The 14,552-nt window shown below is 71.5% G+C and carries 10 protein-coding genes; 1 reads left to right on the plus strand and 9 read right to left on the minus strand.

Going from position 1 to position 14,552, the window contains the following annotated elements:
- Positions 1–171 precede the first annotated feature (171 nt).
- Entirely contained in the window at positions 172–1,560 is a 1,389-nt protein-coding gene (locus ACZ3I3_RS39075) for an OFA family MFS transporter (RefSeq protein WP_467372535.1), read from the plus strand.
- Between the two features lie 149 nt (positions 1,561–1,709).
- Here ACZ3I3_RS39075 and ACZ3I3_RS39080 read toward each other — a convergent pair whose 3' ends face one another.
- The 9 genes from ACZ3I3_RS39080 to ACZ3I3_RS39120 all read right to left on the minus strand — a co-directional run bounded on the left by ACZ3I3_RS39080 (position 1,710) and on the right by ACZ3I3_RS39120 (position 14,294).
- A complete protein-coding gene (locus ACZ3I3_RS39080; RefSeq protein ID WP_467372536.1) occupies positions 1,710–2,768 on the minus strand; it encodes a sugar phosphate isomerase/epimerase family protein in 1,059 nt (352 codons plus the stop codon).
- A gap of 81 nt (positions 2,769–2,849) precedes the next feature.
- Positions 2,850–4,262 carry a nucleotide pyrophosphatase/phosphodiesterase family protein gene (locus tag ACZ3I3_RS39085; protein WP_467372537.1) on the minus strand — a complete coding sequence of 471 codons (1,413 nt, stop codon included), beginning with the start codon at positions 4,260–4,262 and terminating at the stop codon, positions 2,850–2,852.
- The gene (gene eboE / locus ACZ3I3_RS39090; RefSeq protein ID WP_467372538.1) at positions 4,259–5,428 is read right to left on the minus strand and encodes a metabolite traffic protein EboE; all 1,170 of its coding nucleotides are present in this window, start codon (positions 5,426–5,428) and stop codon (positions 4,259–4,261) included. Before eboE ends, ACZ3I3_RS39085 begins: the two co-directional genes overlap by 4 nt.
- Before the next feature lie 3 nt (positions 5,429–5,431).
- A complete protein-coding gene (locus tag ACZ3I3_RS39095; RefSeq protein WP_467372539.1) occupies positions 5,432–6,361 on the minus strand; it encodes a TatD family hydrolase in 930 nt (309 codons plus the stop codon).
- Positions 6,361–7,110, minus strand: a complete 750-nt coding sequence (locus tag ACZ3I3_RS39100; RefSeq protein WP_467372541.1) for an EboA domain-containing protein — start codon at positions 7,108–7,110, stop codon at positions 6,361–6,363. Before ACZ3I3_RS39100 ends, ACZ3I3_RS39095 begins: the two co-directional genes overlap by 1 nt.
- Positions 7,107–8,102 carry a sugar phosphate isomerase/epimerase family protein gene (locus ACZ3I3_RS39105; protein ID WP_467372586.1) on the minus strand — a complete coding sequence of 332 codons (996 nt, stop codon included), beginning with the start codon at positions 8,100–8,102 and terminating at the stop codon, positions 7,107–7,109. Before ACZ3I3_RS39105 ends, ACZ3I3_RS39100 begins: the two co-directional genes overlap by 4 nt.
- A gap of 11 nt (positions 8,103–8,113) precedes the next feature.
- Positions 8,114–9,178: an SCO3242 family prenyltransferase gene (locus ACZ3I3_RS39110; RefSeq protein ID WP_467372543.1), complete on the minus strand. Its 1,065-nt coding sequence runs from the start codon at positions 9,176–9,178 to the stop codon at positions 8,114–8,116.
- Positions 9,175–10,482 carry an inositol-3-phosphate synthase gene (locus ACZ3I3_RS39115; RefSeq protein WP_467372544.1) on the minus strand — a complete coding sequence of 436 codons (1,308 nt, stop codon included), beginning with the start codon at positions 10,480–10,482 and terminating at the stop codon, positions 9,175–9,177. The genes ACZ3I3_RS39110 and ACZ3I3_RS39115 overlap by 4 nt, the downstream gene beginning before the upstream one ends.
- 86 nt (positions 10,483–10,568) lie before the next feature.
- The gene (locus ACZ3I3_RS39120) at positions 10,569–14,294 is read right to left on the minus strand and encodes a ThuA domain-containing protein (RefSeq protein WP_467372545.1); all 3,726 of its coding nucleotides are present in this window, start codon (positions 14,292–14,294) and stop codon (positions 10,569–10,571) included.
- Between the last annotated feature and the right edge of the window lie 258 nt (positions 14,295–14,552).

The raw sequence follows: 14,552 nt of genomic DNA on the forward strand, positions 1-14,552 counted from the left end.
GGGATGCCGGGGGGGGGGGGGGGGGGGGGGGGGGGGGGGGGTATCTGTGGGTGGGCGGGGGGGGGGGGGGGGGGGGGGGGGGGGCCCCCCCCCCCGGGACCCGCACGCGCACGAAAGGCATGGGACAGGGGGCGCTGGCCAGATCTTTCGACGCAAGGGGTGCGACACGACATGACAACGACCGATCTGCCCACCACGGTTCCCTACCGGGAGGTCACCGACGCGAACGGACGCGTCTACCGCCTCGGTGAGACCGACATCGACATCATGGGGCGCAAGCGCAAGTGGATGGTGATCCTGCCCTGGATCGGCATGATGGGCATCTCCTCCGCCGAGTACGCGTTCGCGTCCGCCGAGGAGACCCTGCACACGGCACACGCGTGGGACAGCATGCACATCTTCTGGATGATGACCGTGTGGGTCTTCTTCCAGGCCGCGGTGGCCTTCCCCGCGGGCAAGCTGCGTGAGAGCGGAAAGCTTCCGGCCCGCTGGGCGATGATGTGCGGCGCGGTGGGCACGCTGCTGGGCTACCTGTCACTGGCCTTCGCACCGCACGTCGTCTTCGCCTACATCGGCTTCAGCATGTTCAGCGGCATGGGCGCGGGCATGGTGTACGCCACCTGCGTCAACATGGTCGGCAAGTGGTATCCGGAGCGCAAGGGGGGCAAGACCGGCTTCGTCAACGGCGGTTTCGCCTACGGCTCGGTGCCCTTCGTCTTCCTCTTCAACGGCTACATGGACCTCACCAACTTCCGCTGGGTCCTGGTCTCCGTCGGCGTGTTCCTGGCCGGGATCGTGGCGTGCTCCGGCTACTTCTTCAAGGACCCGCCGAAGAACTGGTGGCCCTCCGACATCGACCCGCTCAACCCGCCGAAGGACCCGCGCGCGGCCCGCTCCCTGCGCATGAACCCGCCGGCGGTGCGCCAGTACTCCCCCAAGGAGGCGTGGAAGACCGGCCGGGTGGCCCTGATGTGGTTCTGCCTGGCCTGTACGTCCGGTGTGAACATCTTCGGCATCGCATTCCAGGTGGAGATCGGCGAGGAGGCCGGATTCGCCGGCGGGATCGTCGCCACGGCCATGTCCCTGAAGGCCATCGTCAACGGCACCGGCCGCGGTGTCATCGGCTGGCTCTCCGACCTCTACGGCCGCAAGCGGTGCCTGCTCGTGGTGTGCGTCATCCTGGGGCTGTCGCAGTACGGCATCCTCTGGTCGGCGAACGCCGAGAACCTGCCGCTGTTCCTGGTCTTCTCCTCGATCTCCGGCTTCGGCGGCGGAGCCATCTTCCCCATGTTCGCCGCGCTCACCGCCGACTACTTCGGTGAGAACAACAACGCGTCCAACTACGGCATGGTCTACAGCGCCAAACTCGTCTCCGGCCTGGGAGCGGGCATGGGTGCCGTGGTCGTCGGCGCCTGGGGACACTCGGGTGCGTTCATCCTGGCCGGCTCCATCTCCCTCTTCGCCGGCTGCGTGGCCCTGTTCCTGACCCCGCCGGGACGCGACAAGGAAAAGGGCCGCATCGCTCCCAACCCGCAACCGCTCGGCGAGGACACGACCTGACATGTCCCCGGAGCCGTCCCCGGCAAGCAGCCCGCACGCACCGTCCGGCGCCGCACACCGTCCCCTCCGCGAAAGCGACGGCTGACCCGTCCCACGCATGAGGAGGCCCCTCCCCGGCCGGGGAGGGGCCTCCTCGTGTTCCTGCCGCGTCAGCACTTCTCCCGCAGCGAGTGCAGGTGCGCGCTGGAGCGCCGCGCGAACGTGAAGGACTCGGCCGGGTTGTCGTGCTCGGCCTGCCAGTGGTGGGCCATGCGGTGGCCGCGCAGCCGGGTCACGGCGGAGATGAACCGCTGGTAGTCGATGTCGCCGTCGCCGACATCGGTCATGCGGTAGCCGTACGGGTTCGACGGGTCGCTCTCGCCGTCCTTGACGTGGAACAGCGGGTAGCGGTCGGGCTGCCTGAGGACGTACTTCAGCGGTTCGAACGGGGCGGGCGTGCCGTCGGGCCGCTTGGAGAAGCGGAACTGGCCGACGTACGCCCAGTAGATGTCCATCTCCAGGTAGACGAGGTCCGGGTCGGTCTCCTTGAGCAGGACGTCGTAGAGGCGGACCTTCGGGTTGTCCGTGGCGAAGCTGAACTCCTCGGAGTGGTTGTGCTGGTAGAACTTCATGCCCCGGGCCTTCGCCGCGGCGCCGTAGGTGTTGAAGTCCTCGGCGGCGCGCTTCCAGGCGTCGACGGTGGAGCCGTAGCGGAACGGGCCGGCGGCCGTGCCGATGTGCTTGAGGCCGAGGGCCTGGGCGTCGTCGAGGACCTTGGTGAGGTTCTGGGCGAAGGTGTAGGCGTTCGGGTCGTCGGAGTAGTAGCCGACGTGGCTGCCGATGGGGTTCAGGCCGTGGTTCCTGGCCAGCCGCTTGAGCTGGGCGAGTGTGATGGGGCCGGCCGAGCCCTGGGTGTAGCCGGCGAACTCGACCTCGTCGTAGCCGTACTTCTCCAGTTCGGCGAAGACGGGGCCGAAGCCGAGGGTGGAGACCTTGTCGCGGAGGCTGTAGAGCTGGATGCCGAGGCGGCCGGGCGGCAGGACGGGGCGGCCGCGGCCCTTGGCGCCGGAGGCCGTGCCGGTGGTTCCGGAGGTGTTGCCGGTGGCGGCGGACGCGGGGGCGGCGGCACCGAGCAGGGCGGCGGCGGTGGCGCCTGCGGCCACGCCGAGCATGCCGCGTCTGCTGAGGCGGTGGGTGAGCTCGGGGTCGGGCTGGGAGAAGCGGCTCATGCGTGGAACTCCTCGTGATCGCGGGGCGTTGTCAGTGGTGAGTGCTTCACTTGTGACCAGTCGGGACTGAGGGCTGAGGCTTCAGTCGAGACCGGCGAGTCGGAGCAGCAGTGACTTCACATCGGTGGCCGCGACGCGGTCGCCGACAGCGCGGGGGGTGGAGCAGATGAGGAGCGGACCGTCGTCGTCGCTCGCCGGAAGGCGGCCGTGGCTGCCGCGAATAGGTGAAGGGTCCAGGGGCACGACCGCCATGCGGTAGCGCATGCCTAGTTTCTTGCGCGCCAGCGCGGTGGCCGCCTTGACCTTGACGTAGGGGTCGAGGGGATCCATGAAGAGCTCGACCGGGTCGTAGCCGGGTTTGCGGTGGATCTCGACGAGCTGCGCGAAGTCGGGCGCGCGGGCGTCGTCGAGCCAGTAGTAGTACGTGAACCAGGCGTCGGGTTCCGCGACGGCGACGAGTTCGCCGGCGCGCGGATGGTCGAGGTGGTGGGCCTTCTTGCCCTCGTCGTCGAGGAGTTGCTCGATGCCGGGCAGGCCGTCGAGGGCGGCCCGGGTGGCGTCGAGGTCCTCGGGGCGGCGCACATAGACGTGGGCGATCTGGTGGTCGGCGACCGCGAAGGCACGGGACGCCATCGGGTCGAGGTACTCCATGCCGTCCTGCGTGTGCACTTCCAGCAGGCCGGCGCGGCGCAGGGCGCGGTTGATGTCGACGGGGCGGTTCACCCGGGTGATGCCGTACTCGGACAGTGCGACGACCGTGCGGCCCTCGGCGCGGGCGTCGTCCAGGAGCGGTGCCATGGCGGCGTCCAGGTCGGCGGCCGCCTTCAGGGAGCGCGGGTCGTCGGGGCCGAAGCGCTGCAGGTCGTAGTCGAGGTGAGGGAGGTAGCAGAGCGTCAGGTCGGGGTGCCGGGTGCGGATGATGTGGCGGGTCGCGTCGATGATCCACCGGCTGGAGACGAGGTCCGCTCCGGGGCCCCAGAAGTGGAAGAGGGGGAACGTGCCCAGTTCTTCCGTGAGTTCGTCGTGCAGCGCGGCCGGCCTGGTGTAGCAGTCGGGTTCCTTGCGGCCGTCGGCGTAGTAGACCGGACGGGGGGTGACGGTGATGTCGGTGTCGGCGCCCATGGCGTACCACCAGCAGATGTTGGCGACGGTGTAGCCGGGGTGGGCGCGGCGGGCGGCGTCCCAGAGTTTGTCACCGGCGACGAGGCCGTTGTGCTGACGCCACAGGAGGACGTCGCCGAGTTCGCGGAAGTACCAGCCGTTGCCGACGATGCCGTGCTCGGAGGGCATGGTGCCGGTGAGGAACGAGGACTGGGCGGCGCAAGTGACGGCGGGCAGGACGGTGCCCAGCGCGGCGCGGGAGCCTGACCGGCCGAGCGACTTGAGGTGGGGCATGTGGTCGAGGAGACGGGGGGTGAGGCCGACGACGTCGAGGACGAGGAGCGGTGTGGGGCGGTCCGCGGCGGCCGGGGCCGGATGCTCACCGGTGCTCATGGCAGCTCCTTCAGGCCGAGGTCCGTCAACAGGTCGCGGGCGAGGGCGAGTTCGGCGGCGATGCCCTCGGCGAGCTGGCTGCGGCTCCGGGGGCGCAGCTCGGGCGGGAGGGCCTGCCAGGTGTAGGTCTCGACCTCCAGGTGGCGGGTGAGCGGGACAGGGCCGCCGACGAGCCGGGTGAGCGCGGTCTTCAGGACCGGGAGTGTGGAGGTGAGGGGTGCGGCGGGGGCCGCGTGCAGGGGGACGTGGAAGTGGGCGCGCCAGGGTGCACCGTCGGGCAGGGCGTGGCCTGCGACGGCCTCGTCGAGGTCGTCGGTGGCGCGCAGGCCGGCGGCGGTGGCCGTGCGGGTCTGGTGCAGGAAGCGGGGTTCGGCGAAGGCGGCGAGGGCCTCGCGGACCTCGGGCAGATGGGGGTGTTCGGCGTGCAGGGCGGCGGAGAGCTGGGATTTGACGACGGGGACGCGGGCCTCGGTGAGGGCGTCCAGGGCGGTGTGCGGGTCTTCGAAGGAGGTGGCGAGGTGGCAGGTGTCGACGCAGATGCCGATGCGGTCGTGGCCGATCGCGGTGAGCGGGGCGATGGCGTCGTGGGTGGTCTCGACGACGCAGCCGGGTTCCGGTTCCAGTCCGACGCGGAGGGAGCGGCCGGTCAGCTCCTCGATGGCGTCGAGGCGTTCGGCCAGGGTGCGCAGGGCGGTGCGGGCGGTCTGTGCGCGTTCGTCGTCGTACGCGGTGCGCCAGGCCAGGGGCAGGGTGGAGATGGTGCCGTCGCGGACGTCGTCGGGGAGGAGCCCGGCGAGGACGCGGGCCAGGGCGGTGGTGTGGTCGAGGCGTTCGGGGTCGGCCCAGTCCGGCTTGTAGACGCGGTACTTGACCTCTTCGGCGCCGAAGCCCTCGTAGGGGAAGCCGTTGAGGGTGACCACCTCGAGGCCGCGCCGGTCGAGTTCGGTGCGCAGGCCGCGCAGTGCGGACGGGTCGGTGTCGAGGGCGTGGGCGGCGTCCCTGGCGAGCCACAGGCCGATGCCGAGCCGGTCGCGGCCCAGGCGTCGGCGGACGGGTTCGCAGTGGTCGCGGAGCTGCGCGAGGACGCCGTCGAGGGTTTCGGCGGGGTGGACGTTGGTGCAGTAGGCGAGGTGGACGGTGGAGCCGTCGGGGTGGCGGAAGCGCATGGTTCACGCCCCCGAGGCGGGGACGCGGGCCGGCTCGCCGCCGTCTTCCGGGCCGAGGTCCGGCTCCCCCTGCTCCCCCGGCTCCTTCGGTACGCCGCGGAGGATGGAGTTGCCCTCGTGGGTGGCCTCCGTGCCGGTGACGTCGAGGGTCAGGCGGCCGCTGAGCCCGTAGAAGGCGACGGGGTTGCGCCACAACACCTGGTCGACGTCGTCCTCGCCGAAGCCCTCGGCCAGCATCAAGTCGCCGACCTTGCGGGTCTTCAGCGGGTCGCTCTTTCCCCAGTCGGCGGCGGAGTTGACCAGGACCTGCTCGGTGCCGTAGGCGCGCAGGATCGCGATCATCCGCTCCTCGTCCATCTTGGTGTCCGGATAGACGGAGAAGCCCAGCCAGCAGCCGCTGTCCTTGGCCTCCTTGACGGTGGTCTCGTTGAGGTGGTCGACCAGGACGCGTTCCGGGGGCAGCGCGGACTCCCGGACGACGTCGAGGGTGCGGCGCAGACCTGCGAGCTTGTCGCGGTGCGGGGTGTGCACGAGGGCGGGCAGCCCGTGGTCGGCGGCGAGCTGGAGCTGGGCGGCGAGGGCGGTGTCCTCGGCGGGGGTCATGGAGTCGTAGCCGATCTCGCCGACGGCCACGACGTTGTCCTTGACGAGATACCGGGGCAGCGCGTCGAGGACGGGCACACAGCGCGGGTCGTTCGCCTCCTTGGGGTTCAGCGCCAGCGTGCAGTGATGGGCGATGCCGTACTGGGCGGCGCGGAACGGCTCCCAGCCCAGGAGGGAGTCGAAGTAGTCGAGGAAGGAGGCGGGCGAGGTGCGGGGCTGGCCGAGCCAGAAGGAGGGCTCGACGACGGCGCGGACACCGGCGGCGTGCATGGCCTCGTAGTCGTCCGTGGTGCGGGACGTCATGTGGATGTGGGGGTCGAAGATGCGCATCAGGACTCCTTGCCGTGGGGGTGGTCCGTGCCGGGGGCCGGGGTCACGGACTCGGTCAGGTCCAGGACGCGGTACAGGTCCTCGGGGACGGTGCGGCCGGCGGCGGTGCGTTCGGCGGCGTAGTCGCCCAGCATGCGGGCGAGTTCGCCGTCGCCGCGGGCCCGCCGGGGCAGGTCCGCCACGTGGTCGGCGGGGACGCCGGTGAACAGGCACTTGAGCACGGCGTGACGCCAGTCGTGGGGGGCCAGGTGCCGGGCGGCGTACGGGCCGACGGCGGCGCTGAGGAGCCGCGTGTCGTTGGTGCGCAGGGCGTCCTCGACGAGCGGGAGGGCGCCGGGGCCGGACGCGAGGTGGGGCAGGGCGTGCAGGACGGCGCGGCGCTCGTCGGCGGTGCCCTGGAAGTACACCCGGGTCAGGGCGTCGGTGCCGGCACGGGCCGCTTCGAGGATGAGGACGCGTGCGGCATCGGCGTACGCGGCACCGCAGCGCCGTCCGGCCTCGGCGAGGCGCAGTTCCCACGCGGAGATGGGCCCGTGCATGCCGGGGTGGGCGGCGGCTTCGTCGAGGGCGTGCTCGAGCCAGGCGCGGGCGGCGGGGTCGAGCTGGGCGATGAGGTGGCGGCGGATCTCTTTCAGGGAGGAGGTGAGGGCGGTGTCGAGGGTCGCTTGGGGGCTGTGGGCCTGGGTGTCGTCCTGGGTGTCCTGGGAGCCGTCGGTTCTCGCCGGTGGTGTGGTGCGGGGGTGGGTCATGGGGTGCTGCTCCCTTCAGGGGCGGTGGAGGGAGCGCCGTGGGGTGGCGCGGCCTGCTGGAGGGCCGGAGCAGGGTGCGGTGAGGCGGTGGCCGCGGTCTGCTCGGCGTGGCGGAGGAACGCGAGGGAGTGCCCGGCGTAATGCGGGCCGGCGTGGGAGTGGCGGGGCAGTTCGACGACGGTCAGGCCCTGGTAGCCGGTGGCGGCGAGGGCCGCCAGGACCGGCGGGAAGTCGATCTCCCCGTCCCCGAAGGGGAGGTGCTCGTGGACGCCGCGCCGCATGTCCTCGATCTGGACGTGCCGCAGCCAGGGGGCGGCTGCGCGCACGCAGTCGGCGGGAGGGAGGGGTTCGAGGCACTGGCAGTGACCGATGTCGAGGGTGAGGCCGAGGGGTTCGGGATCGCCGAGGATGCGGCGGAGGTGGTGGAAGTCGGCCAGGGTGGCGAGGAGGTGACCCGGTTCGGGCTCGACGGCGAGCGGAACGCCGGCGGACGCGGCGGCGTCCAGGACGGGCGTGAGGGTCTCGGCGAGGCGCTTCCACGCGGTGTCCGTGTCGGTGCCCTCCGGGAGGATCCCGCTGAAGCAGTGGACCGCGTGGGCACCGAGGTCGGCCGCGACCCGCACGGCCCGCAGGAGGAGGTCGGCACGGCGGGCCCGGTCGCCGGGGTCCGGGTCCAGCAGGGAGGGGCCGTGTTTGCGGCGCGGGTCGAGCACATAGCGGGCGCCCGTCTCCACGGTGACCTCCAGCCCGAGCGCGTCCAGCCGTTGGGCGACCCGGCGGGTGCGGGCGGCGAGGTCGGGGGCGAGCGGGTCGAGATGCATGTGGTCGAGGGTCAGCCCGACACCGTCGTATCCGAGGTCGGCGAGAAGACGGAGCGCGTCGTCCAGCCGGAGATCGGCGAGGCCGTTGGTGCCGTAGCCGAAGCGGAGGGAAGGCAGGGCCGGCCCTGTGGGGGTGGCCCTGCTGCCGGAGGCTCGGGCGTCGGAGGCCATGGCGTCGGAGCTCATGTGACGCTCACCTTCCTCGCGAATCTCGCTCCGAGAGGGGCGAGGGCCGCGATGAGGAGGGCGGTCGCCGTGCCCCGGGAGCGGGCGGTCAGGGTGGCCTGGAGGGGGATCGTGGCGCGGATGCCGGCGCCGACTGCTCGCTGAGTGAGAGGAGGTGAGGGATTGAGAGCGGCGTGGAAGTAGGGGCGGGCGGTGCTCGCGGCGTAGGCGGCTGCGAGGGCGGTGGTGAGGTGTGCCACGGGCTGTCGGCCCGGCTCAGATCGTCGGGGACGGGAGGAGAGCAGGTCCGGCAGGCCCGGCAGGACCTGGGTGGCTGCTTTCCGGCCGCCTTCCGGGGGACGCGCGAGGCGGTGTGTCACCAGGCGGGTCAGCAGGGCCGTCGTGGCAAGCGCAGCCAGGGGAGCCAGGGGGGAGCCGCCCCGCGCCTCCTGGCGGGAGACCGTCGTGACGGCCAGGGTGTGGGTGCCGAGGAGAGCGGCGGAGGGCAGGGCCGGGCGGGTACGGCCGGTGGTGGCCGCGGCCCCCAGGAGCAGATCGAGTCCGCGGGCCGCGCCCATGGCCACGGGTCCGGCGGGGGTGTGCTTCAGGGTGAGGTCGTACGCCCAGACGGTCGCCGCCAGGGGCACGGCGACGGCCAGGGCCGGGCGGCCGGCGCGGGCGGCCAGGGCCAGTCCGGCCCCGGTGAGGGCACAGGCCGCCGTGAGCGCGGCGGCGGGGCGGATGCGGCCGGAGGGCAGAGGGCGGTGGGGGCGTTCGACGGCGTCCACCTCGCGGTCCGCCCAGTCGTTGAGGGCCATACCGGCCTCGTACAGGCACAGGGAGGAGCCGATGGCGAGCAGGGTGCGGGCGTTGGGCGGTGCGCCGGCGGCGGCCGTGCCGGCGAGTGCGTCTCCGGGCACGCTGAACAAGGCCGGGAGACGCAGGAGTTCCGCCCAGGCGCGTGCGCGTGCCCGTGCGGGGCGGCCGGTGCCGCCGCAAGGCGCCGTGCCGTCGGCGTCCCCTCCAAGGGAGGTGTCATCCGTACTGTCCGAGGCTCCGCAAGGGCGTTCTCGCCACCTCACCGGAGGCCCTCCATCCCCTGGGCCTGCTCCGCGCGACCGAGCTCGCGGCCCTCTCCGGCGCCCTGCCGGAGGCCCGCGCTCTCCCGGCCCGCGCCCTCCCCCGACCCCGCCGGGCCTGCCGGGCCTGCCGGGCCCACCGGGCCTCCCGGCCCCGTCGGGCCCATCGCCTCCGCTCCCGCCCCCGCCCCCCGAAGATTCCCGGCGAAGCCGACCAGTGCCTCGTACTGCTCGGCCAGGCCCGACGGCGCGTCCCCCACCGGGTCCTTGAAGTAGAAGGCGAGGGCGTCCAGTGGGCCGGACAGGCCCGACTCGTGGGCCCGGGCGGTCAGGCGGGCGAGGTCGAGGACGAGGGGTGCGGCCAGGGCCGAGTCGCAGCCCTGCCAGGTGGTCTGGAGGATCATGCGCGTGCCGAGGAAGCCGTCGAAGGCGATGTGGTCCCAGGCGGTCTTCCAGTCGCCGAGGGCGGGGACGTCGTCGATGTGGGTCTCGCCCTGGGGCGTGGTGCCGAGGGTGTCGGTGAGGACCCGTTCCTTGCCGGCGTTCTTGGCGGCCGCGGCGGCAGGGTCGGCCAGGGCGGCGCCGTCGCCGCCGCCGAGCAGGTTCGTGCCGGACCAGGCGCGCACGGTCAGCGCCCGCTGGGCGAACATCGGGCCGAGCACCGAGCGCAGCAGGGTCTGGCCGGTCTTGCCGTCGCGGCCGGCGTACGGCAGGCCGCTGCCTTCGGCCTCGCGGGCGGCGACGGGGTGGTGCATGCCCTCGGAGGGGGTGAAGTTGACGTAGGGGCAGCCCGCGCGCAGGGCCGCCAGCGCGTACAGGGTGCTGGCCGGCAGTGGTGCGTCGGGCGCCTGGGAAGCGGGTTCGGTGGAGGCGACGTTCACCACCACGGCTCGCTCCAGCTCGTGGCGGTGGACGAAGTCGCGGATGTCGTCGGCGAAGGCCGTGATCAGATCGGCCTCGCTCCTGGTGTCCCCCGGAGTGGGACCACCGGGCCTGATCTCCCGGTCGGCGGCGGCGAGTTCGGCGGCGACCGCGGTGGCGATGCCCGGCGGGAGGACGCCGCCGGCGGTCAGGGTCTCGGCGCGTTTGGGCAGGGGGCAGTCGACGGTGTCGTGGCCGCCGAAGACGAGGTCGGACAGCGCGGGCAGGCCGCTGTCGGTGAATGCCGGTGTCTCGGTCACCATGCCGGTGGGCGGGTGCAGTCCCGCGGCGACGGCGGCGTACCCCGTGACGACGGTGGTGGCGACGGAGCCGCGGGCTCCGATCAGCCACACGCCCACACGCGGTCGGGAGAGGGACGCGGACATGTGCAACCTCCTGATCGTGCGCGAACCCGGGGGGAGGGACGGGAGACGGCGGGCGGGGGTCCGGCGTCCCCCGCCCGCCGCCGCTCTCAGCCACCCGTGACGGGCAGTTCCTTCAACTGGATGTTGCGGAAGGAGACCTGGTCGTCGGCGCCATGGTTCTGGAGGCCGATGTAGCCGTCGGTCAGGCTCCGCTGGGGGTCCTTGTTGGTGAAGTCGTTGATCTTGACTCCGTTGAGGAACACCTGGAGGCGTTCGCCCTGGACCTTGATCTCGTAGGAGTTCCACTGGCCGGGCGGCCGCAGGACCTGGTCACGGGCCTTGATGTTCGCGGACTTGAACGAGTAGACGGAGCCCGTGGTGCGGTCGGCCGCGTCCGTGGCGTCGATCTGGATCTCGTAGCCCTTGTTCACCGCGGACCAGGGGTCGTCGGAGGCCGGGAAGCCCACGAAGATCCCGGAGTTGTCGTCGCCCCGCATCTTCCAGTCGAGCTTGAGGGAGTACGACTTCAGCTCCTTGGCCTGGTACCAGAGCAGGCCCATGCCGCCCTCGGTCTCCAGGGTGCCGTCCTTGACGTTGAACTTGCCGGGACCGGCCTGCTTCCAGCCGTCCAGGGTCTGGCCGTTGAAGATCTTCCGGTAGTCCTTGCTCGGCTTGCAGTCCGCTTTCACCTGGCCGGTGGCGTACTTCAGGCCGCCGAGCAGATGGGCGCGGAAGGCCTCGTCGGCGTAGGACTCCTTGGTGTGGCCGCCGCCGGTGTAGAAGGACCGGCCGCCGCCGTAGCTCTGGCACCAGGCGATCGGGTGGTCGCCCTTCATGTTCCCGCCCTGGTAGGTGGTCTCGTCCAGGGTGGCGAGGACCTTGGCCTGCGCACGCGGGTTGGTGCGGTAGTTGTACCACTCGTCGGTGCGTTCCCAGGCGTCGTCCAGGTGCGCGGTCGACGGGTGGTCGTGGTCCTCGACGCGGACGGTGGCCTTCTGGATGGCCGGGTGCGAGTCGAAGTAGGCGCCGACGAGGCCGCCGTAGAACTCCCAGTCGTACTCGGTGTCGGCGGCGGCGTGGATGCCCATGTAGCCGCCGCCGTTCTTCACGTAGTTCTCGAACGCCTGCTGCTGCTCGGCGTTGAGGACATCACCTGTGGTGGACAGGAAGGCCACCGCGTCGTACTTGGCGAGGTTGGCCGTGGTGAACTGCTTCGCCTCCTCGGTGGCGTCGACCGTGATGCCGGCCGGTCCGCCGAGTTCCTTCAGCGCGGCGATGCCGGCCGGGATGGAGTCGTGGCGGAAGCCCGCGGTCTTGGAGAAGACCAGGACCTTCTTGCCGCCCTTGAACGGCTCCTTGGAGAACTCGAAGTCGTCCACGTCGTACAGCGCGCCCTCGCCGCCCTTGAAGACCAGGTAGATGTCGGTGGTCTTCTTGGGGAGCGACCGCAGCGGCACGTCGACGTTCTGGAAGGTCTCCCAGCCGCCGGTCGGCGGGATGTACGCCGAGCCGTGCAGCGGACCGTCGGGCGAGCCGGTGCGCAGCTCGATGAAGCCGCCCGCGCCGCCGGAGGAGGCCCGCACGGTCATCTTCTTCTGCCCGTCGAACCGGTAGGGGCTGAAGGAGATCCAGTCGCCGTCGTCGATGTTGCCGACGGTCTTGCCACCGTTGGCGCCGGTCTTCTCGATGACCGACACGCCCGACTGGGTGGTGAAGTGCTCGCCCTGGCGGTGCAGCGGCTGGAGCACGGCACGGGCGGTGCCGGTCAGGGCCTCCTGCCCGTTCGCCCCGCCGTCGGTGTAGCTGGCGCCGACAACGCCGTAGATGTCGGCGTTGGGGTCGTGGCCACCGTCACCGGGGGGTGGCTTCAGGGTGCCCTCGCAGCCCATCTCGCTGGTCAGCTCGTGGGCGTGGGAGTCGTGGCCGAGGCTGTAGACGACCTTGACCTTGGAGCAGTCGACCGTCTCCTCGGGGTCGGTGACGGTCACCTTGAACGGGACGGGCTTGCCGAATTCGGCCAGGGTTCCGTTGCCGGGGACGTCGATCCGCACCTTGGGCTCGGTGTTGCCGACCACGATCCGTACGCTGGCGTTGCCGGTGTTGCCCTCGGGGTCCTTCGCGGTGAAGGTGGCGCTGTAGGTGCCGACCTTCTTGTACTTGTGGGTGGGGTTGAGGCCCTCGCCCTTGGTGCCGTCGCCGAAGTCCCAGCTGTAGGTGAGGTTCTGGGAGTCGGCGTCCTTGGCGGAGCCGGTGAACTCGACCTTCAGGCCGGCGGCCCCGGACGTCTTGTCGGCGCTCACCTCGGCGATCGGCGAGAAGCCGTCCTCGGCGTTCTCGATCCGGTAGAGCGCGGAGTTCTCGTCGCCCTGGAACCAGGAGACGCCGTAGTCGAGGACGTAGAGCGCGCCGTCGGGGCCGAACTCCATGTCCATGATCTGGGTGCCGGTCCACGGGAAGTCGTTGATCTTCGCGACGGAGCCGTCGTCGTTCTGCTCGATCCGCTTGATCCACCGGCGGCCGAACTCACCCGCGAAGAAGTCGCCGTCGTAGGCCTCGGGGAACTTCACGCTGGAGTCGAGCTCGGGGTCGTAGCGGTAGACCGGGCCGGCCATCGGGGACTCGGAGCCGGTGCCGAACTCGGGCACGGAGCCGTCGTCGTAGGGGATCCAGGCGGCCTGCGCGGGCGGCAGGTCGACCAGGCCCGAGTTGTACGGCGAGGTATTCTTCGGGGCGTCGCAGTCGAACTTCTCGCCGGATTCCTTGGTGGCGAAGTCGTAGTCGACGTAGGCGTCGTTGGCGCCGGTGCAGAAGGGCCAGCCGAAGTTGGCCGCCTTGGTCACCTTGGCGAACTCGACCTGTCCTGCCGGGCCGCGCTTGGGGTCGGCGGCGCCCGCGTCGGGTCCGTAGTCGCCGACGTACACGATGCCGGTCTTGTCGTCGACGCTCATCCGGAACGGGTTGCGGAAGCCCATCGCGTAGATCTCGGGACGGGTCTTGTCGGTGCCTGGGGCGAAGAGGTTGCCCTCCGGGACGGTGTACGAGCCGTCCTCGGCGACCTTGATGCGGAGGATCTTGCCGCGCAGGTCGTTGGTGTTGGCGGAGCTGCGGCGGGCGTCGAAGGCCGGGTTGCGGTTCGGCCGGTCGTCGATCGGCGTGTAGCCGTCGGAGGCGAAGGGGTTGGTGTCGTCGCCGGTCGACAGGTAGAGGTTGCCGTCCGCGTCGAAGTCGATGTCGCCGCCGACGTGGCAGCAGGTGCCGCGGGAGGCCGCGACGTCGAGGACCTTCTTCTCGCTGGCCAGGTCCAGCGTGCCGTTGGCCTTGAGGACGAAGCGGGAGAGGCGGTTGACGCCGTCGAACTTCTTGAAGTCCTCGGCGGTGCCGGTCTCCGGGGCGTCGCCCGCGGGGGTGTCGAGCGGCGGGGCGTAGTAGAGGTAGATCGCCCGGTTGTTCTTGAAGTCCGGGTCGATGCCGACGCCCTGGAGGCCTTCCTCGTCGTGGCTGTAGACGGGGATCCTGCCGGCGACCTTGGTGACACCGCCCTGGTCGGTGAGGCGCAGTGTGCCGTCGCGCGAGGTGTGCAGGACGCTGCGGTCCGGGAGCACGGCGAGCGACATCGGCTCGCCCGTCTCGGGTTCGCCCTTGGCGAGCGGCACCTGCTGGAACTGGCCCTCTGCGGCAGCAGCCGGTTCGTCCTGACCCGCTCGGCCGGGCTGGGCTCCGGCGACGGTGGCCGGGGTGCCCACGGCGAGGAGCAGGCCGGTGAACAGGGCGACGGTGGTGCGCAGTCTGGGCCGCCTGGGGGTGCTGGTGCTTCTGGGTCTGGTTCTGTGCACGAAGTCCCTCCGGGAACGGGTGGGCCGTACGGAACGGGTGCGAAGACGTGCGGTGCGGGCGCCGGGGTGCGCCGTCACCCCGGAGGTGCGTGTGTCCTGAACGCTTCAAGGAAGGTAACCGCGTCCGTCCGGGGCGAACACCCCTTGGATCGGGTTCGGTTGGGCTTTCTCCCCGCACAGGACAAAGCGGGATCCGGGCAGGTCGGAGGGGGGACCGGCGGTGGAACCGGTCCCCGTCCCCGACCAGCGGTGAGTGCG

This window comes from Streptomyces sp. NPDC016851 (genome assembly GCF_055562795.1).